The organism is Treponema sp., assembly GCF_051883275.1.
In the GTDB taxonomy this organism is placed as follows: Bacteria; Spirochaetota; Spirochaetia; order Treponematales; family Treponemataceae; genus Treponema_D.
The window spans coordinates 59,587-79,806 of the sequence record NZ_JBJETK010000037.1; the positions used below are offsets into that span (position 1 = coordinate 59,587).

The window sequence follows — 20,220 nt, forward strand, 5'->3', positions numbered from 1 at the left end:
ATAAATGGAAGAACAGGCAAAAGAGTTGCGCGCTCTCATGAATGAAGAAAGGTTTGCTAAGCCGGCATCTCCGCATAAAACAAGAATAATTGCTATAACCAGCGGAAAGGGTGGAGTCGGCAAAACTAATATTGCAGTGAACATGGCTATAGCTTATTCACAGATTGGCAAGAAGGTTATACTTATAGATGGCGACTTGGGAATGGCGAATGTAAATGTTCTTTTGAGCGTAGTTCCGCAGTACAATCTTATGCATGTGATAAACCACAAGAAAACCATGAACGAGATAATTCTTGATACAGAATTCGGCTTTAAGTTTATTGCCGGCGCGAATGGTTTTTCAAAAATTGCCAATCTTTCAAATGATGAGCTTGATTATTTTGCCAAGGAATTTTCTTCGCTGTCCAATGCTGACATTATCATTATAGATACGGGAGCCGGAATTTCAAACAATGTGCTTCAGTTCCTTGCGGCGGCAGATGAAGTGTATGTTGTTACCACTCCGGAGCCTACTGCGATTACAGATGCCTATGGAATTATAAAAATCATAACAACAGAGCTTCTTCACAGGCAGATATACCTAAAGCTTCTTGTGAACAGAGTTCATTCTTCTGATGAAGGAAAGCGCATTTCCGATCTGATAATAAATATTGTAGCTCAGTTTTTAAATTACAAGGTGGAATATATTGGCTTTGTTTATGATGACCCTGTTGTCCAGGCCTCCGTTATCCGCCAGAAGCCGTTTATGATTATAAATCCTACATCAAAGCCGGCGGTTTGCCTTAAGCATATTGTAGGGCGCATTGAAAAAACGGATATTCCATCTGATGCAGGAGTTTCAAATTTCCTTAAGAAGTTTCTGGGGGGCAAGAAAAATAAATCTTGACCTTAGAGTTGTTTTGCCTTAATCTATAGGGTATAATAAATTGGGAGGAAAGGACATGTTCAATGTAAAAAATGTAGCTTCATTTTCCGGCTTTGGATTTGTTCTGTCTTTCCTTATAAGCATTGTTTTTACCGGGCGTTTTTTTGTCGCTTCCTTTAGAGCCTTGATTTTTGCTCTGCTTTTTGGTGTTTTGGCGCTTGTGGCGGATTTTTTGAACAGGCGTTTTCTTGTTGTTGAAACCCTCTCTGACACGAGCGATGAAACGGGGAAAAAAAATGCTCCAAAGGCTGGCTCTGTTGTAAATATTACAATAGATGATGAAAATTTGACAGAAGATGACGGCGCTCCGATTTTTGATGTGGCTTCAAACAGGGGCTATTTTTACGGGGGCGAAAAAAAAGAGCTGAATTCTGCTTCTTCGGATTCAGTGCAGGAAGATTCTTCTGCCGGTGAAACAATGAAGGCTGCTGCGGAAAATGCTCCGGCTGAATTTTCAGAAAACACTGAGAATGCTTCTGTGGCTGAGCAGCCTGATGCAGGTGAAAAAACTTCTGAGATTTCCGCGGAAAAGGCCGTTAATGCCCAGGAAATAGATTCTTTGCCTGATATCGGCGCTTTTTCTGACGACTCTGAGGGCGACATCAATGTTATAAGTGACTCTGAATTTGCACAGGCAAATTCGAATGAAAAGCTTCCTTCTCCGCCTTCAGATGGAAAGACTTCTGTGAATCAGGATACTAAGACGATTGCAAGCGCAATAAGGACTTTGCTGAAAAGAGATGAAATGTAAATAGGGATAAAAAAGGGTGTGGGATACATGGTAAATCAAATTTTAGAAGAGAATGAAGAAGCCGAGCTTTGGCATGAGTATAAAAAAACAAAATCTGTCGCAATAAGGGATCGTTTAATCCGCCAGTATATGCCGCTTGTAAAGTGGGTTGCAGGCCGTGTTTCAACAGGAATGCCTGACAGTGTTGAATTTGATGATCTTGTTGGCTTCGGTCAGTTCGGGCTTTTGGATGCTATAAATAAATTTGACATAGACAAGGGCGTAAAATTCAAGACCTATGCCACAACCAGAATCCGCGGCGCAATTTTTGATGAGCTCAGGGAACTTGACTGGGTTCCGCGCTCAGTCCGCCAGAAATCAAGGGAAATAGAAGACACAATTATTGAGCTTGAGTCAAAGCTGGGGCGCACTGCATCTGATGCGGAAATTGCCAAGGCAATGAATATGACCGAAAGTGAATATCAGACCGCTGTCATGAAAGTGAGCGGAACGAGTGTTCTATCCCTGAACGATGTGTGGTATTCGGGCGATGAAAGCGAGCATGTTTCAATCGGCGACAGCATAGAGGCTCCAAACAGCTTGAATCCTGATGTGATTGTTGAGCGCGAGGAAATCCGCAGGGTTATAATACAGGCTATAAATGAACTTCCTAAAAACGAAAAAATGGTTATAGTTCTTTATTATCATGAGGATTTGTCTTTTAAGGAAATAGGGCAGGTTCTCAATGTAAGCGAAAGCCGCATAAGCCAGCTCCATTCAAAGGCAAATCTTCGTCTGCGCGCAAAGCTTACAAGTGTCCGGAAAGGAATTTTTTAAGGAATTTTATGGTAACGCTTGATAAACTTAGGCTGGAGATGGAAAAACAGCTCGCTTTTGATAAAAATATCCATACCGTGGAAGTCCGTGCGGATACTCTGGATGAATGTCTTGACGATGCTTCTGTTCAGCTTGGCTCCAAGAAAAACAATCTTGAATACGAGGTTATTGAAAAAGGCTGCCAGGGAATCGCAGGGCTTATGAAAAAGCCGTGGAGAATCCGTGTCTACGAGAATCCAAGCATAATCCGCAAGAAAAAGGCAATGGAGGCAGCTTCCCTTGGCGGAACTCAGTCCGACACAGGCGTTCTGGAAAATGAAAAAGTTGACGGAATGTTCTATGTGCATAGATTCGGCTCGCATATATTTGTAAAAGTTACATTGCCAAAGGGAAATGGAAGCCCAATAGAAGCTTCCGATCTTTTAAATGAAGCCCGCCGTCCTGATAATATTTCGCTTGATGAAAAGCTTTTGAAAAAACTGGCCTCCGAGGGAACTGAAGATAAATATGTGGATGTCGGACAGTTTACCCATGTGCCTGCCTGCGATGCTGTAATGGCAGTTGACATCTCAAAGGATGAAATGCAGGTTACTATCACAGTTTCGCCTCCGTCATCAGGCGGTTCTGAAATTTCTGCGGAAAATATAAAGAGCGCATTGAAGACTCAGGGTGTTTGCGCAGGAATCGATGAGGAAAAAATAAATTCCTTTGTTGACACTCCTGTTTACAATATTCCTTATCTTGTTGCGGCCGCTGTTCTTCCTGTGAACGGAACAGATGCCTACATTGAATACAATTTTAAAACTGACAAGACAAAGCTCAGGCTTAAGGAAACTGCAAATGGACAGGTTGACTTCAAGGAGCTGAATCTTATTGAGAATGTTGTTGCCGGCCAGCCTCTTGCCAAGAAAATTCTTCCGCAGCGTGGAAAAGTTGGAAAGACTGTTTTTGGTCGATGTCTTGAAGCCAAAAACGGAAAAGACATACCTATTCCGCTTGGCCAGAATACACGGCTCGATAAGGACGGACGCACAATCGTAGCGGAAAAGAACGGAAATGTAATTTTAGTCGGCGATAAGATTACGGTTGAGGAAGTATATGAAGTTCCAGGCGTTAATATCAAGTCTGGAAATATTAGATATATGGGAACTGTTGTCTGCCGTGGAAATGTTGAGGATGGATTTAATATAAAGGCTGACGGAAATATTGAAATTTACGGCTCCGTAGGAAACTGCCGCATTGAGGCGGGAGGCGACATTGTTATTTCCCAGGGTGTGATGGGACGCGATGAGGGTGAAATAATCACGAGCAAATCCGTCTGGGCGCGCTTCCTTCAGAATGTAAAGGTTACCGCAGAGGAATATGTTGTTGTGAATGATAATATCATGAACAGCAATGTCACTGCGATGAAAAAAATTCTTTTAAAGGGAAAAAGGGCTTCTATTATCGGAGGTCACCTTTTTGCCACTGAGGAAATTACGGCTAAGAACATCGGTTCTTCCGGCGGCGGAATCGAAACAATTCTTGAGGTTGGATTTGATCCCAAGGCTAAGCTTCGGCTTCAGGAACTTCAGGAATTGCAGTCGAATGTGGTGAAGCAGCTTGAGGAAGTCGACCTTAATATTTCTACACTGGAAAACCAGAAAAAAGTCAGGCGTTCTCTTCCAAAGGAAAAAGAGGAAACCCTTGCGAACCTTAGAACCCAGCGTGTCGAGCTGATGGATTCAAGTGAAAAAATGTCCGCTGAAATAAATGAAATCAATGCGCACAACAGGGAGCTGAAAGTTGTCGGCTGTGTCAATGCCAGCGGAACTGTTTATCCCGGCGCAAAAATTCTTGTCCGCGATGAAATCGATGAGGTTCGCAGTGAATGTAAGGCGGTTACCTTTTACTTTGACAGCGGCTTTGTAAAGCGCAAGAAATATGAGCCTGCTCAGGATGCGGAGGAAGTTGAAAAGCCTGATGGATTTAAATAAGGAAAAACCGAAGATCTGAAGTTTTTTTAGTTTTTCCATAAGGCTTTTTGGAACTGAATTTTCTGCAAAAACACTGAATAGACCGGATGTGGCTATTCAGTGCCGGCAGCAATTTTTATATATTATTTTGATTCTTGCGCGCTGTATTTTTCAGTTTTTTTCCGAGTGTCCTGATAAATGACATTGTGTTTTCCATGAATGTAAACAGCCATGGAAGTTTTGCCTTTATATCTGCAAGCGTGAAAACTAGCGGACTTTGCATTATGCTTACAATCCTGCTGTCATTTATAAGATGCACCTTGTTGAACTGGAATTTCGCCTCATTTATCATTGTCTTTATGCTGTCCGGAATATCTTCTGAATTCCTTACTTTGAGCTGGATTGATTTGTCCGCGAGCTTGTAATACGGCACATAGTTTTTTCCGCTGAATTCACTGGAATAGTAGTGGATGATTTTAGCGGTCTTGAGAAAGGCGAGTCCTCCGTGGCTTGGCTGGCAGTTCCATTCTCCGCTGAGAAGCTTCATTTTAAGCCCTGTTCTGAAATTGGCTTCATTCAATGCGCTCTGGTCGTGAAGATCATGTTTTTTGTATGCTGAAAATTTCCATGCTTCATTCCATTCCTTGAAAAGCTTTCTTCCTTCCTCTGAATTTCTACAGAAAATCACGCCGCCGTTTATATTGCATCCAGCTTCCTTTGTTCCCTTGAATCCGAGCTTTTTGTCGCGCGCCAGAAAATATTTTCTGTGTATATGCTCTGCAAGCATCACGTGTCCATCAAGAACTCCGGCTGTGGTGTACGGACAGTTTTCTATTGAAGAAAGATCATCCGCAATGATTGTGTCGCAGTCGATATACAAAAAGTCATCGCTGATGTACTTAGGAATTGAGGTTTTTATAAGGCGTGAGCGTTCGGCTTTTCCGGTTTTTAGGTCGAATGAAACCGGGATTATTTTTGTGGCGTATTTTTTTATCGCCTCGCGCTTCCCCGTAAATGTGCCGAAGGTTTTGTTGTCAGTCAGAATTGTGATGTTCGCTTTTGGGGTAAGGTTCCAGAGTGAATACACAGACATGAGCGCCTGCTCGTAATACAAATCATTTTCATCTGAAACCAGAACATAAACATAAGTCATAAACGCTCCTTTGCGCTGCTGTCTTGTGGCGTTTCAAAAACTAAAACAGCAAGAAATGATTGATTGCTCAAGTGCTAATCAGCATTTTGCAAGCTGCCCTATTATTGCATAAAAAATGTTTCAGGTGAACTATAGGAAAGCTTTAAAAGTTATTTTTAATGATTTTTTAAGAGCACCTGCGGAATTCTTGGGATATACTTTTTTTCTAAAAGAAAGTATAATGTTTTTCATGAAAAAAATTTCACTTGAAAATAAAACTGTTTTAGTTACAGGAGCTGCGGGATTTATAGGAAGCTTTCTGTGTAAGAATCTTCTTGAAACTGTTTCCGGCATAAAAATTGTGGGTATCGACTGCATAACGGATTACTATGATGTTTCTCTCAAGCAGAAACGTCTTGATATGATTTCTTCGCTTGGCGGAGAGTTTACTTTTGTAAAGGGCGATATTGCTGACAGAACTCTGCTTGATACTCTGTTTGAGCAGCACAAGCCTTCTGTGGTAGTGAACCTTGCTGCGCAGGCTGGCGTGAGGTATTCAATAGACAATCCTGATGCCTATATTCATTCGAATATTATCGGGTTCTATAATATTCTTGAATGTTGCAGAAAAAATGCTGTTGAGCATCTGGTTTTTGCATCTTCAAGTAGTGTCTATGGCTCAAATAAAAAAGTTCCCTATTCAACTGATGACAAGGTTGACAATCCTGTGAGTCTTTATGCTGCCACAAAGAAAAGCAATGAACTTTTTGCCCATGCATATTCAAAACTGTATTCAATTCCCTGCACTGGCTTGCGCTTTTTTACAGTTTACGGTCCGATGGGACGTCCTGATATGGCTTATTTTAAGTTCACGGAAAAACTTGTGAAAGGAGAGTCCATTCAGATTTATAATAATGGCGATATGTATCGGGATTTTACCTACATTGATGATATTGTGAAAGGTGTTTCTGCTGTTATGCGAAAAGTTCCTGATTCCACTGAAGATGGAGCGCTTTATAAAATATATAATATTGGCAACAGCCGTCCTGAAAGTCTTATGCATTTTGTGGAGACATTGGAAAACTGTCTTATAAAGGAAAACATTATTTCTGCTCCTGGTAAAAAGGAACTTTTGCCTATGCAGCCGGGAGATGTTTATCAGACTTATGCCGATGTTTCAGACCTTGAAAATGATTTTGGCTTTAAGCCTGAAACGTCTTTGGCTGATGGGCTTGCTAAATTTGCTGAATGGTATAAAACGTATAAAGAAAAGCGCTGAGCTGAATAAGGCATGTGTGATAATTTTCTCTGAATTTTCTTGCTTGTTGTGGCAGGTTGTTTTCGCAGAATGACGCCACCGGTTTTGATGTTTTTGATTTATTTTTTTGTATCAACATAAAAATGAAGTCAATGACTTGGAAATAAGGCGGTTCAAAAAGATGAAATGACTTAACTGAATTTTATGCGATTTCTGAAATTGCCTTGATGTTGTTGCTTAGGAAAAACTCTTGGCTATAGACAAATTTATAAACAGATTTTGAATCAACAGGAGAACTTTTTTTCAATTATAATAGGAATTTGTTTTTCAAATATGAATGAACAATTTTTCTTGTTGAAAGTTTATTATATTTGTTTATATTTTTTAGTTTTAGCATAGAAAGAAGTATCAGGGAATGAAAAAAATCACCGCTCGGAAAAATATTTTTTGAACGCCCTGTAGTTTTCGGTTTCGTATTCTGCGCACCATACGGCAAATTCTACGGTTTTAAAAGAATATGCGTATTCGGTCAGGATTTTGCGGGCGGTTCTGGCGACCAGTTCGGGCGGGTTTCTGAATGCGCCGCAACCGAATGCACCGAGAATGAGAACGTCATCACAGTTTGCGGCTGCCACAGAGGCGATTTTGCGGAAGCGGCTTTCTAAAAGTGCGGAAAGTTCGTCGTCCGAAATTTCCTGAGTGTCAGAATCTTCAAAAAGGCACGGAGCGGCGCAGGTGATTACGTCGACATCGAACCATTCGGATTCGTCCATCAGTTCAGCGTAAATTTCGTCTGTTTTAAAAACCTTTACGCCCGGAGAAAAAATTATGTCGTCCGTTCCGAGCGGATTGTCGTCTTGACAGTGCTTGTTGTAAAAATTGTCAATCATAGTTTGGGTTGTAAGCGAATCGTACAAAGTTGAACTTCGGCAAAGACATTCTTCCTGCGTTTTTGACACACACACGGTTCCGCCTGGAGAAAAACTGTTTGCAAAATTCAGAACGCAGGTTTTTATCCCTTTTCGTGCATAGTCTGCCGCCGCCTTGAACGTGCGTTTTTTAGAAAGAAAAATATCGGCACTTTCTGAAAACCTGTTTTTTTTAAACGAAATTTCCTCTTGCGCCAGGTACAGTTTTTCGTTTTTGCGTGTTTCGGCACAGGCGCCGGCTAAAACCTGATGTTCGGAATACATCTTTTGCGTGTCGGAAAAGATTTCTTTTAAGGTTTTTCTTTCGTTCAAAAAGTTTGCTTTTGTTCCGTTCATTGTGTTCTCCGATAAAAAATCAATAAGAGCATAAACTTCGGGCTTAAGTTTTTAAGCACATTTGCAATGTAACAAGAAATACAGTCATCAATGTTTGCAGCAAATTCATCAGCATCTCTTTATTTTTTCTGCAATCTTCACGTTTATCGTTCTGTATATAATTGCCGAGCACAACACAGTCACGACGACAACGAGAGCATAAAGCGCAATGTTCAGATTTTCAGAAGAAATGACAGGCTCATTTTCAGATTCAATCAGATATGCCCAGCTGAACAAAACCATCTCCTGCATAAGATAAACTTCAAGGCTTATTTTTCCAAAAAAATTATAGAACCTGTTTTTGACATAAAATTTTCTCATCAAAATTATTATAAGAAGAACTACAGAAAGAACCTGAAAATTCTGCGCAACGTAACAGATTAATTTTTTTGCAGTTCCGAGTTCTCCTGCAAATTCCGTCCAGTAGCCAACCTTCCATAAACAGTAAAATCCTGCGGCATTAAAAATTGAACAGAGCAAAACTTCAGTCAGTAATTTAAGCGGATATTTTTTTTCAACCCATTGCATAAACTGTTTTTCATATTTTGCAACGGCAAGTCCGAGCACAAAGCAGATCGTAGAATTGACCCACCACTCGCCTTCAAACAATAATGCGCACGGCTTTTTCCACCAGGGGACAGAAGCAAAAACGCCGGGATTTTTCCACCAGCCTGTTTCTCCTGCATACCAGGGAAAATGTTTTAACACGATGAAGAGCGCGCCCTGCACTAAAGTTATCAAAGTAAAAATTAAAATTGAATGTTTCTGTGCCTTTTCATTTTTGTAAATAAAATAGAACGATACGTACATAATCAAAATTACGTAAACATACCAGCTCTGCGAATTTATCAGGGCAAGTCCTGTCAGTTTGCAAATCCATTCGCTCAATGCAAAAGCCGGTTTCGTAATTACATAATAAACTGCATAAACTGCAAGCATCACATAATACGAACATACAATCGGAAGCACCCTTCGCTTTAAAAATCCTTTTAAATAATCAGGCTTTGTTGAAAAACTTTTATACAGTCCATAGCCCGAAGTAAAGAAAAAAACGCCGACAAACAGAAAACCGATTTCCGCAAAAAATGAAAGCGTGCCCGTTTCCAAAAATGCCTGCTTTTGTGAAATGTGGTGGAACAAAACAAAAATTGCCATTACGCCTTTTAAAGAAGTCATCGCATCTAAAGAAAGCGAGTCAGTCCTGAACTGTCCGCGCGGAGCAGTTTGAATTCCAATTAAAAAAGAAACGAAGAAAACTGCGTAAACAAAAACTGAAATATAATTCATATTATCCTCTGGTTGTGAATAATTGAATATTATATCAGATTTTTTTATATAAACAAGAACACCAGTTATTTTAAAACAAAAAAGGACTCCGTAAAAGGAGCCCTTTTAAATCAGTCAAATTGACTTAGCAGTTTTCTGCAAAGTATTTGATTGTTCTTACCATCTGTGATGTGTAAGAGTTTTCGTTGTCATACCAAGAAACAACCTGTACCTGATATGTGTCATCGTCGATTTTTGAAACCATAGTCTGTGTTGCATCGAACAAAGAACCGAATTTCATACCGATAACGTCAGAAGAAACGATTTCGTCTTCGTTGTAACCGAAGCTTTCTGTTGCAGCAGCTTTCATTGCAGCATTGATTCCTTCTTTTGTTACGTCTTTGCCTTTCACAACAGCAGTAAGGATTGTTGTAGATCCTGTAGGTGTTGGAACACGCTGAGCAGAACCGATGAGTTTTCCGTTCAATTCAGGAATTACAAGACCGATAGCCTTTGCAGCACCTGTTGAGTTTGGAACGATGTTCTGAGCACCTGCACGTGAACGGCGGAGGTCACCCTTGCGCTGCGGACCGTCAAGAATCATCTGGTCACCTGTGTAAGCGTGGATTGTAGACATAATTCCGCTCTGAATTGGAGCATAATCATTAAGAGCTTTAGCCATTGGAGCAAGACAGTTTGTTGTACAAGAAGCAGCAGAAATGATGTTGTCGTTCTTTGTAAGAGTTGTGTGGTTTACATTGTAAACGATTGTAGGAAGGTCGTTTCCTGCAGGAGCAGAAATAACAACTTTCTTAGCACCAGCTGTAATGTGAGCTGCAGCTTTGTCTTTTGCTGTATAGAAACCTGTACATTCAAGAACAACGTCTACATTATATTTTGCCCAAGGGCAGTTAGCAGCATCTTTTTCTGCAGAAATTTTGATTTCTTTTCCATCAACAATGATAGAATCTTCTGTAGCAGATACAGTGTGTTTTCCTTCACCGATACGACCGCAGAAACCACCCTGTGCTGTATCATACTTCAAAAGATGAGCAAGCATTTTTGGGCTTGTCAAATCGTTGATAGCTACAACTTCGTAACCATCAGCTTCAAACATCTGGCGGAATGCCAAACGACCAATACGACCGAAACCGTTGATAGCAACTTTTACCATGGTAAGTTAACTCCTTGAATAAATAATTCTATATAAATATTTTATTCTTATTAATCTTTATTGTCAATAAAGCTGTCTATGTTCTTCTTTAATGTATTTAAAACAGTTTTCTTGTCTGCGGACCAGAGCGGGGCAATCAGTATTTTTTTAGGACCGTCGCCTGTTATTCTGTGCACAACCATTTCGCTGGGAAGAATTTCAAGACATTCGCAGATAAATTTGCAGTATTCATCCAGCTCAAAAAGCGGAAACGGATTTTCCCGGTATTCCTGCGCAAGCTTTGTTCCTTCGAGAATGTGCAGGAGCTGAAGTTTTATTCCGTTTGCTGGAGGATTCAGGCTTGCCACATATTTCACCGTCTGCTTCATGAGTTCCTTGGTTTCTCCCGGAAGTCCTAGAATCAGATGCACAATTACTTCAAGTCCGGATGATTTCAGCCTGAAAAAGCAGTCTTCGAATTCCTTCAGCGTGTAGCACCTGTTTATTCTTGCCGCGGTTTTTTCGTGCATGGTCTGAAGTCCAAGCTCAATCCACACAGGCTTTATGCTGTTCAGTGCGCAGAGTTTTTCCAGCATTGAAGGTGAAATGCAGTCAGGCCGTGTTCCGATTGAAAGTGCCGCTATCTCAGTCTTTTTTATGGCATCTGAAAAAATGCTGATGAGTTTTTCTTCTGTGATTCCGTTTCCCGTGTAGGTGTTTGTGTATGACTGGAAATATGCAATGTACTTCCGCTCTTCCTCCTGAATTTTCCTTGGGAATTTTCGGTCAACCATTTTCTTTGCCTGCTCAATCTGAATTTCCACCGGAGCCGGCTGAGATGCAAAATCCCCCGAGCCGCCCTGCGAGCAAAACGTGCAGCCTCCGTGGCCCTTTGTTCCGTCGCGGTTGGGGCAGGTGCATCCAGTGGAAAGCGAAAGCTTGTAAACCTTGCACCCGAATTTTTCCCTGAGGTATGAGTTGAGTGTTCTATATTTCATTTTCGTCTGTGCTTCTTCCGTAAATTCTATTCACCTGGCTTGTGTAGGTTCCGTCCGGATTGTAGATTACAAGCGGATTTTCTGTCCTGAGGTAGGGTCTTGCGCATTTTTCAGATTCGAGCATTACCATGGAAGCTTCTTTCTGGGCTGTTGGAAATACGAGCTGCATTCTTTTTGGAGCGAGGCTGTGCTTTTGGAGCAGCATAAAAATCTGGGGAATGCGGAACGGCTTATGGATTATAAAAAATTTTCCGTGCGGCTTCAGCAGGCAGGAAGCGGCGTTTATTATGTCCTCAAGGCTGCATAAAATTTCGTGGCGCGCTATAGACAGGCTTTTGGTGCGGTTTGTGTTTCCGCCTGAAACTTCGATGTACGGAGGATTTGAAACTACGATATCGAATCTGTTTTTTCCAAGAAGTGCAGGGGAAGCTTTTATGTCGGCGCAGTGAATTCTGATTTTTTCGTTTAGCCCGTTCAGCCTCATTGTTCTTTCCGCCATGTCCGCGGCTTTTTTCTGGATTTCTATGCAGTCGAATTCAAGTCCGGGATTCTGCGATGTCATTAGAAGGGGAATTATGCCGTTTCCGCTTCCGAGGTCGCACGCTCTCAGTTTTCCTTTTGTTCCTGCAAATGCGGAAAGCAAAACCGCGTCTATTCCAAAGCGGAATTCCTTTTTGCCCTGAATGAGGCGCAGGTTTCCTGTGTGAAGCTCTTCAAGTGTTTCGTCATCGTTAAGATTCATTTTGCCCTGCTGAATTTTTTAACCGCTGAATAATCAGAATTGGAATATTCAAAGTTCGCATTTTTTCAATTCCTAATGTGCGCTGGCCTGGGTTGTTTCCCCGGGAGCTTCTATTATAAACAGCGCGTTTTTTGTTTTCCAGCTGAAAATATTTTTTTCCGAAGCCTGAAGAAAAAGCTCCTTTATTTTTTTGAAGTCATCCTGCCCGAGCCGGTTTTCCATAAATTTTCCGTACGAAGAATTTTCTGCGCTGAACCACTTGTCGGTTTCCTGCGGGCTGACCTTTCTTTTTTCCGTGATGACAGAAGTTTTGTACAGGCATGAAAAACCGTTGCGCTCAAAGACAGATTTCACGGTTTCTTCATTCCATGAAAAAAGTGGATTTGCCTGGCTTCCAAAAAATTCAGTTTCCGCCTGTTCCGAGGATTTTAAAAGTTTTTTTATTTCCCCTGATGGAATTTTTTCTGCAAAAAGTGTTTCCTCGATGAGCTTTGTCAGGTGCTGGCCTGCGCACGGAATTCTTTGGGAAACTACAATTCTTGCTGATTTTTCAAAAAATGGAAAAAGCTCCTTTGTGCCGTTCTGAACTTCGTCGATGCCGAATGAAATGTCCCGCTTTATTTTTTCACTGCCAAAAAATCCGCTGCTCACAGAAGCGCAGAAGTCTTCGATGTCGGACTGTGTGGAAAAAATGTCCCGGGCAAAAAAACGGTCGAATTCAATGTCTCCGAACGAAAGTACGGATTCCCGTAGCGAATTCTGCTTCAGGCACAGCTTGGGCTGGTCAAGGTCTTCGAGTGTGGCCGCATAGCGCAAAAGGGATTCCATTCCTGCCTGCGTTCTGCATATTCCGCAGACTATGCCTTCCGGAGTTTTGCGTATAAGGTCAAACAGCAGGAGCGCATCATCAGCATTGGCAACAAGGCACCTGTGGAATCTTAAAATGCCGGCGGCCTCTGTCATTGCGTTTCTTATTCCAAGGAGTGTCTGGGCGCGGTTTGTTTCAAGTCTTGCTCTCCAGAGGGCTTCTCCTTTTTTTAGCGCAGCGTTCTTTGCAGGATTTTCCGCGGTGAAAGTCAGGTTTTCTCCTGTTTTTTTTAGACCGTGGAAATGTCCGGCTTCTTTCCACCAGTCTGAGATTGCATTTACTGCTTCTGTTTCGTCCGGCTGGCTGTCTTCAAGAATAGAGGCAATCTGGGCTTCGCGCCGTGAAAGAATGTCTTTTCTGATGGCGGCTTCGTAGCCCTGTGTGGACGGCGTGTAGAATACTTTTCCAACAAGAGAGTCCGGGAGATATTGCTGGGCAATCCAGTGGTCTTTGTAGGCATGGGGATAAAGATAGCCTGCTCCGTGTCCGAATCCTTCCGCATCCCTTGAGGCATCACGCAGATGGTTTGGAACATCGGCATCTTCTTTTTCCACTGATGAAAGAGCATCAAAAAAAGCCATTGCTGAATTTGATTTTGGCGCAGTGGCAAGATACAGAGCCGCATGGGTGAGAAAATATCTGCCTTCCGGAAGCCCCACGCGGTCAAAGGCTGCGGCGCAGCTTTCAACTATTGAAACTGCATTGGGGTCTGCAAGGCCTGTATCTTCGCATGCTGAAATCAGCATCCGCCTGAAAATAAAATGGGGATCTTCTCCGGCCTTTACCATTCTTGCAAGCCAGTAGCAGGCGGCATCAGGATCTCGTCCGCGCAGGCTTTTTATAAACGCCGATATTATATCGTAGTGGTAGTCGCCGTCACGGTCATAGAGCACAACTTTTTTCTGTATGGATTCCTCGCATGCTTCACGCGAAATATAAATTGTGCTTCCCTGGCTTGGCGGCCATTTTTCTGGTGTTGTTTCGACTGCAAGCTCCAGCGCATTTAAAAGGCTTCTGGCATCTCCATTTGCTGTTTCAATAAGATGCTCCAGCGCGCCTTGTTCAAATTCCACTTTCCATTTTCCGTAGCCGCGCTCTGTGTCAGACAAAGCCTGATGTGCGGCTTTTAGAAGGTCGGTTTTTGTGAGCGGCTTGAGCTGAAAAACTCTGCTGCGGGACACAAGAGCCTTGTTCACTTCAAAAAAGGGATTTTCTGTTGTTGCGCCTATAAGAATAAAAGTTCCGTTTTCAACCCAGGGAAGAAGAGCATCCTGCTGGCTTTTGTTCCAGCGGTGAACTTCGTCTACAAAAAGAATTGTCTTGCGCTTGTAGAGATTTTTCTGGGTTTCCGCGTCCGAGATTGACTTTCTGATGTCCGCAACGCCTGTAAGCACCGCATTCAGCGTTATAAAGTTGGAGCTTGTGTGATTGGCGACTACTCGCGCAAGGGTTGTTTTTCCTGTGCCGGGAGGGCCGTAGAAAATTACGGATGTCAGCTGATCCGCCGCAATCGCCCTTCGAAGAAGCCTTCCCTTGCCGACAATATGCTCCTGTCCGATATACTCATCGAGTGTCCTCGGTCTCATTCTTGCCGCAAGAGGCTCATGCGCTCCGCCTGCACTAGAAAAAAGCTCGTCCATTTAACCGGCTAGTCTCCGTCGCGGTTCCATTCGTTTTCTGAAGGGTACCAGGCATAAAGTCCTGTGTCGTCCCATGAATCGGAGCTTGAGCGGATTGAACCATATATTGTAGAGGATGCGTATTCATCTGTTCCGATTTCAGGATTTGAAGAGCCTTCCTGCCTGCCAGGATCCAGAATAAATACCATAAACACATATTCAGAGATGACAGATTCTCCGTTGCTCGGCATTTTAGGATAGCGGTCTGTTGGCTTTCCGCTGCTGTCGATTGAAGCTCTTGCAAGACCGCTTGATGTTCCAAGAAGAATATAATCTTTTGCAGCTGCCATGGAAAGAATTCCGCCTTTGTCAGGGTCAACGGCAGTTTCTTCATTGCTTGCATTACGATAGTAAAGCTTTGAATCGCGGTCTACGTTATTGCTGCTTGTTCTTGTCTTTGAATAATAAAGATAGTTGCTGTTTGATGTCATTGCATAATACGGAGAAAAATATGTTTTTCCATTAAAATAGCAGGCGGAAATTATATTCTGAGCATTGGTGTCGTCAATTACCTGATAGTTGTCGCTATCGTTGGTTGGGTCTATTTTATTTAGCGTAGTTCCATCAAGTTTATATATTCCGTATAAAGAAGTGTTTGTTCGTATTCGTGCGAATGCGCTTCTGTTGACAAGATTTACTGTGCTGCTTTCTGGAGAAAAATATTTGTTGTCAAACAGAATTTTTACGTTTCCATAATCATTGGCTGCGTTTTCCGGAAGCGGAACTTCTTTCCAATCAAGCCCCTGGCTTGGATCTGAGTCTGTTGCATACAGAGTTGCCTTTGAAGGCTCATTTTCTCCGTCGTCGTTTTCTTTCCATGTATATGTGAGCGCATACAGGTAGTTGCTGTCAGACGCCAAAAAATATGTAGTGGCAGGAATATCGTTGTCGCCTTTTTCGCCCGGTGTGGAAGTTGTTTTTATCCATTGTCCGTTTGTTTTTCCTGTTACATAAGACGGCTGGTTTGTCTTGTAGTAAATTTTTCCGTTGCAGGTAAGAAGATAGTTCTTGTAATGAACCATTGAATGGATGTCGCCCCGCAGACCGCTTGAGTTGAGCTTTACTTCGTTGTTGATTGCCCCGTATATATCATCATGGCAGGCTGTAAGTGCAAGTGAGGCTGAAAAGGCTGCCGCAAGAAAAATGCTGTTTATAATTCCTTTTTTCATCTGTTTTTCCTTTCAGTTAAAAGTGGTATCGCGCTGCTACACTGAGCGTAAGAAACTGTCCCGCGAAATTTTCAGCATCATCATTGTACCAGGCGGAAAACTGCGGCATGAGCAGATAAGAAGCTTCAGCTCCGAGCGACCAGCTTTCTGTGAGCCTGAACATTGTTCCTGCCTCCGGCTTCAGGACAAATCCCGGAAAATAGTTTTTTCCTCCGAACGATTCCCATGCAAAGCCGATTCCGAGCGTGAGCGGAAATTCAAATCTTCCTGCAACCGGCTGATAAGTGAGCGAAGTTATAAACGGCACATAGTTGAAGACATGGTTGCCTATGGAAACGTTGAACCCGAAGCTTATGTCAAAGCCGAGCGCAACTTTGGAGGTAAGAAAATAATGGTAGCCGATTGTTCCCATTCCGCCTATTTTAAGCTGTCCGTCTCCGTGGATCGCTGACTGAATGTCAGGAAAATTAATAGGAACGGAAACACCGATTGCAAGCTTTATATACTGGTCGCCAGGAAGGTTCATGCCCAGGTCAAAAGTGATGTCGTCCTCGATGTATTCATCTCCGTCATCAGTGTTGTCTTCTTCCTTTGCTGTCTGCGAGAATATTGTCTTTGGAAGGGAAGCCTGTGCGGCAGAAAAATAAATCCCTATAATTCCTACGCAGAAGAGCGTAATCAAACGTTTCATACAATTTCCTTAGTTCTCATTTTTTATTGTCAAACCGGATAGTCACATTAGTATTATCCAGTGTCCTAATAAAACCTGAAGTTTTTTAGGTTCCCATATTCTTCTATGGCAATTTATTCTGTTTTTCTATATTATGCTTAGGGAAGTTCAGATTAACGCTTGAGGTGGTCAGCTTTGCAACTGAATCCTTGAGCAATATCGGAAGTATATCCGCTTTTCATGATTTTATCAATCTGGCAGGCTGGATAAAATCTGACCGCGCTTGCGTTTTTGATTTCCCTGAGGATAACATCGAATTTAAAGTTATCTTGAAAAGACTTCGGCTCTTCGGGGTTTCCTCTAGGAATTAAAGAAAAAATATAAAAGGAAGGTTACAGATGGAAGCTACAATTATAGACGGAAAGGAAATCGCAGCCCGGGTAAAGGCTGATGTGGCGGACAGTGTCAGCACTCTGAAAAAGCGCGGTGTTGTTCCCTGTCTTGCCGTGATTCTTGTGGGAAACAATCCTGCGAGTGTGAGCTATGTCAGCGGAAAGCGAAAGGCTCTCTGTGAAGCCGGAATGGAGGACAGAAGCATAGAGCTTCCTGAAAGCACAACGGAGCAGGAGCTTTTGGGCATAATCGAAAAGCTTAACAATGACAGCAGCGTGCACGGAATTCTTGTGCAGCTTCCACTTCCTCCGCATATCAGCGAAAAGGCGGTTACAGATGCGATAAGCCCCGCAAAGGATGTGGACGGCTTTCATCCTGTGAATGTCGGAAAGCTTGTTTCAGGCGAAAAGGGATTTCTTCCCTGCACTCCGAACGGAATCACAGTGCTGCTCAAAAAGACCGGAATTGAAACAGACGGAAAAAATGTTGTTGTTGTCGGAAGAAGCAACATTGTGGGAAAGCCAATGGCGCTTCTTATGCTCAGGAAGGAATTCAATGCGACAGTTACAATCTGCCACACAGGCACAAAAAATCTTGCGGACTTTACACGGCGCGCGGATATTCTGATTGTGGCTTCCGGCCGTCCGAACACAGTCACTGCGGACATGATAAAGCCCGGTGCCGCTGTAATCGATGTGGGCGTAAACAGAATTCCTGATTCATCACGGAAAAGCGGATTCAGGCTATGCGGCGATGTTGACTTTGAGGGCGCAAAAAAAGTTGCCGGCTTTATAACTCCTGTTCCGGGCGGAGTCGGGCCTATGACAATCGCTATGCTGATTTTCAACACATTGGAAAGCGCACGGCAGACGCTTGGCGGAAAATGATTGATATACAGAATTCACAGGATACACGGGAGATTCCGCTTCAGAAGGTCGGCGTTACAGACTTGAGCTATCCCGTGCAGGTGCTTGACAAGACTGAAGGAACGCAGTGCACGTGCGCCGATGTAAATCTTTTTGTGAACCTTCCGCATAACTACAAGGGAACCCACATGTCCCGGTTTATAGAAATTTTCCACCGCCACCGCAGAAACCTCGGAATGCGCCAGTTTCTTTCAATGCTGGAGGAAATCAGGGCGAGCCTTGATGCAGAGCGCGCGTTCGGCTCCATGGAGTTTCCGTTTTTTATGAAGAAGAATGCCCCTGTTAGCGGCGCGGAAAGCATAATGAGCTATCGCTGTACCTACGAGGGCGAAGTGTCGGGCGGCGGCCAGAATTTCACTTTGAAAATTGAAGTGCCGGTTACAACTCTGTGTCCCTGCTCAAAGGCAATCAGCAGCTACGGAGCGCACAACCAGCGCGGCATTGTCACTGTAAAGCTCAGGAATTCCAGCCTGTTCTGGATTGAAGATGTCATTGAGGCAGTTGAAGGCAGCGCGAGCAGCGGACTGTACAGCATTCTGAAACGCCCGGATGAAAAATTTGTAACGGAGCATGCCTACGATAATCCGCGTTTTGTGGAGGACGTTGTGCGCGAAGTGTATCTGGCTTTAAGAAATTTCAGCAAGAGCGAAAAGCCCTTTGCCTGGTTTCAGGTGGAATGTAAGAATTTTGAGAGCATTCACAACCACAATGCCTATGCCTGCGCGGAATTCAGCGGAAGTTAAAGTTCCGGGGCTGTGCTTGCGGCCGTGCTTTGTATTCTCTATAATATAGAAATGACTTATTTTTTTGAAACTTACGGCTGCGAGATGAACATAGCGGAAAGCGCTTCCGTTGAGCAGATTTTGATTTCGCGCGGATGGAAGAAGGCTGAGTCTGTTCAGCTTGCGGACATGGTCGTGATAAATACATGCTCTGTGCGCGGCTCTGCGGAGGAGCGGATTTTCGGGCGGCTGGGATTTTTTTCAGGCCTGAAGAAAGTCCGTATGTGCGCTCCCGATGCCAAGAGGCGGAGCATGGAGATTGCGGCGGAATATGCGGAAAAAAACGGCCCTGTTCCCCTTACGCTGGTTGTAATGGGCTGCATGGCGGAGCGGCTTTTAAAGTCACTTCAGAAGCAGTGGCCCTGTGTTGACTATGTAGTTGGAACTTTTGCAAAAAATAAATTCGGCGAAATAATTCAGGCTGTGGAGGAAGGCCGCCGCTATATTCAGACTGACGAAGAGCCTGTTTATGTGTTTGCTGAAACTTCCTATGAAGAGGGGGCTTTTTCCACCTTTGTTCCGATTATGCACGGATGCAACAATTTCTGCTCGTACTGTATTGTTCCCTATGTGCGCGGCAGGGAAGTGAGCCGTCCGCTTGACCAGATTCTGCATGAACTTGATGTTCTGGGTGCTCGCGGTGTAAAGGAAATCACTCTGCTTGGCCAGAATGTGAATTCATACAATGATGGAAGCGGAGAAAATTTCCCCTCGCTGCTTGAAAAAATATGCCGCCATCTGGACAAGACCGGCTCCTGCATTGAATGGATTCGCTTTGAGTCCAGCAACCCCAAGGATTTTTCAGACGAGCTTATAGAAACAATCGCCCGGGAAAGCCGGGTGTGCAGGGGGCTTCACATTGCTGTCCAGCACGGCTCTGATGCAATTCTCAAGGCGATGAACCGCAAATACACACGGAGCCAGTATCTTTCGCTGGTGGAAAAAATCCGCGCCCGTATTCCCGATGTTCAGCTTACAACCGACATTATGCTTGGGTTCCCCGGGGAAACTGACGAGGATTTTGAGCAGGTCGCTTCGCTTATGCGGCAGGTTGAATTTGAAAGCGCCTTTATGTACTACTATAATCCGCGCGAAGGAACGCCGGCTGCCCGTATGGAAAATCAGATTCCGCTTGAGGTAAAAAAAGAGCGGCTTCAGCGGATAATAGACATTCAGCTTGGAATAACCAGGAAAGTAATGGAGCACCAGGTGGGAAAAACTGTGCGTGTGCTTGCGGATATTGTGAGCCGTGACAATGCCAGGGAGCTTTTGGGAAAAACCGGGCAGAACGAGCGTGTGGCATTTGAATCTCCTGCTTCGCTCATCGGAAAATTTGCGCAGGTCCGCATAGACAGTCTGAACGGAAACACTTTCCGGGGCACTCTTGAGTCTTGAGCCGCATGAAAAAATTTCAGGAATTTCTATTGATGAAC

Annotated in this window: 17 protein-coding genes; 8 read left to right on the plus strand and 9 right to left on the minus strand. The window is 43.4% G+C overall.

What is annotated here, in order from left to right; translation table 11 throughout:
* The first annotated feature begins 4 nt into the window (after window positions 1-4).
* The 4 genes from ACI4L0_RS05770 to ACI4L0_RS05785 are packed head-to-tail and all read left to right on the plus strand — an operon-like array spanning window position 5 to window position 4,468.
* Window positions 5-886, plus strand: coding sequence for a MinD/ParA family protein (locus ACI4L0_RS05770; RefSeq protein ID WP_439799217.1), 882 nt, complete (start codon window positions 5-7; stop codon window positions 884-886).
* Window positions 887-941: 55 nt separating this feature from the next.
* A complete protein-coding gene (locus ACI4L0_RS05775) occupies window positions 942-1,676 on the plus strand; it encodes a hypothetical protein (RefSeq protein WP_439799218.1) in 735 nt (244 codons plus the stop codon).
* A gap of 27 nt (window positions 1,677-1,703) precedes the next feature.
* Window positions 1,704-2,492 (plus strand): RNA polymerase sigma factor WhiG, encoded by a 789-nt coding sequence (gene whiG / locus ACI4L0_RS05780; protein WP_439799219.1) that lies wholly within the window; start codon window positions 1,704-1,706, stop codon window positions 2,490-2,492.
* Window positions 2,493-2,500: 8 nt separating this feature from the next.
* Complete coding sequence (locus tag ACI4L0_RS05785; protein ID WP_439799220.1) at window positions 2,501-4,468, plus strand: FapA family protein; 1,968 nt, start codon at window positions 2,501-2,503, stop codon at window positions 4,466-4,468.
* Window positions 4,469-4,583: 115 nt separating this feature from the next.
* Here ACI4L0_RS05785 and ACI4L0_RS05790 read toward each other — a convergent pair whose 3' ends face one another.
* Window positions 4,584-5,600, minus strand: coding sequence for a glycosyltransferase (locus ACI4L0_RS05790; RefSeq protein ID WP_439799221.1), 1,017 nt, complete (start codon window positions 5,598-5,600; stop codon window positions 4,584-4,586).
* Window positions 5,601-5,829: 229 nt separating this feature from the next.
* Between ACI4L0_RS05790 and ACI4L0_RS05795 the strand changes: the two genes are divergently transcribed.
* Window positions 5,830-6,858: an NAD-dependent epimerase/dehydratase family protein gene (locus ACI4L0_RS05795; RefSeq protein ID WP_439799222.1), complete on the plus strand. Its 1,029-nt coding sequence runs from the start codon at window positions 5,830-5,832 to the stop codon at window positions 6,856-6,858.
* A gap of 404 nt (window positions 6,859-7,262) precedes the next feature.
* Here ACI4L0_RS05795 and ACI4L0_RS05800 read toward each other — a convergent pair whose 3' ends face one another.
* From ACI4L0_RS05800 to ACI4L0_RS05835, 8 genes are all read right to left on the minus strand, one after another.
* Complete coding sequence (locus ACI4L0_RS05800) at window positions 7,263-8,102, minus strand: TIGR02452 family protein (RefSeq protein WP_439799223.1); 840 nt, start codon at window positions 8,100-8,102, stop codon at window positions 7,263-7,265.
* A gap of 108 nt (window positions 8,103-8,210) precedes the next feature.
* Entirely contained in the window at window positions 8,211-9,428 is a 1,218-nt protein-coding gene (locus ACI4L0_RS05805) for an acyltransferase family protein (RefSeq protein WP_439799224.1), read from the minus strand.
* 124 nt (window positions 9,429-9,552) lie between these two features.
* Complete coding sequence (gene gap, locus ACI4L0_RS05810; RefSeq protein ID WP_439799225.1) at window positions 9,553-10,581, minus strand: type I glyceraldehyde-3-phosphate dehydrogenase; 1,029 nt, start codon at window positions 10,579-10,581, stop codon at window positions 9,553-9,555.
* Between the two features lie 50 nt (window positions 10,582-10,631).
* Window positions 10,632-11,558 (minus strand): TIGR01212 family radical SAM protein, encoded by a 927-nt coding sequence (locus ACI4L0_RS05815; protein ID WP_439799226.1) that lies wholly within the window; start codon window positions 11,556-11,558, stop codon window positions 10,632-10,634.
* Window positions 11,548-12,300: a tRNA1(Val) (adenine(37)-N6)-methyltransferase gene (locus ACI4L0_RS05820; RefSeq protein WP_439799227.1), complete on the minus strand. Its 753-nt coding sequence runs from the start codon at window positions 12,298-12,300 to the stop codon at window positions 11,548-11,550. Before ACI4L0_RS05820 ends, ACI4L0_RS05815 begins: the two co-directional genes overlap by 11 nt.
* A 72-nt stretch (window positions 12,301-12,372) precedes the next feature.
* Window positions 12,373-14,808 carry an AAA family ATPase gene (locus ACI4L0_RS05825; protein WP_439799228.1) on the minus strand — a complete coding sequence of 812 codons (2,436 nt, stop codon included), beginning with the start codon at window positions 14,806-14,808 and terminating at the stop codon, window positions 12,373-12,375.
* Window positions 14,809-14,816: 8 nt separating this feature from the next.
* The gene (locus tag ACI4L0_RS05830; RefSeq protein WP_439799229.1) at window positions 14,817-16,016 is read right to left on the minus strand and encodes a hypothetical protein; all 1,200 of its coding nucleotides are present in this window, start codon (window positions 16,014-16,016) and stop codon (window positions 14,817-14,819) included.
* A gap of 16 nt (window positions 16,017-16,032) precedes the next feature.
* On the minus strand, window positions 16,033-16,707 hold the full coding sequence (locus ACI4L0_RS05835; protein ID WP_439799230.1) for a TP0733 family outer membrane beta-barrel protein: 675 nt from the start codon (window positions 16,705-16,707) through the stop codon (window positions 16,033-16,035).
* Window positions 16,708-17,084: 377 nt separating this feature from the next.
* On the opposite strand from ACI4L0_RS05835, the gene folD reads away from it, so the two are divergent.
* From folD to miaB, 3 genes are read left to right on the plus strand one after another with little or no spacing between them, the layout of a single operon-like run.
* Window positions 17,085-17,966, plus strand: a complete 882-nt coding sequence (gene folD, locus ACI4L0_RS05840) for a bifunctional methylenetetrahydrofolate dehydrogenase/methenyltetrahydrofolate cyclohydrolase FolD (RefSeq protein ID WP_439799231.1) — start codon at window positions 17,085-17,087, stop codon at window positions 17,964-17,966.
* On the plus strand, window positions 17,963-18,748 hold the full coding sequence (gene folE2, locus ACI4L0_RS05845; protein WP_439799232.1) for a GTP cyclohydrolase FolE2: 786 nt from the start codon (window positions 17,963-17,965) through the stop codon (window positions 18,746-18,748). Before folD ends, folE2 begins: the two co-directional genes overlap by 4 nt.
* Before the next feature lie 51 nt (window positions 18,749-18,799).
* The gene (gene miaB / locus ACI4L0_RS05850; protein ID WP_439799233.1) at window positions 18,800-20,182 is read left to right on the plus strand and encodes a tRNA (N6-isopentenyl adenosine(37)-C2)-methylthiotransferase MiaB; all 1,383 of its coding nucleotides are present in this window, start codon (window positions 18,800-18,802) and stop codon (window positions 20,180-20,182) included.
* The last annotated feature ends 38 nt before the right edge of the window (window positions 20,183-20,220 follow it).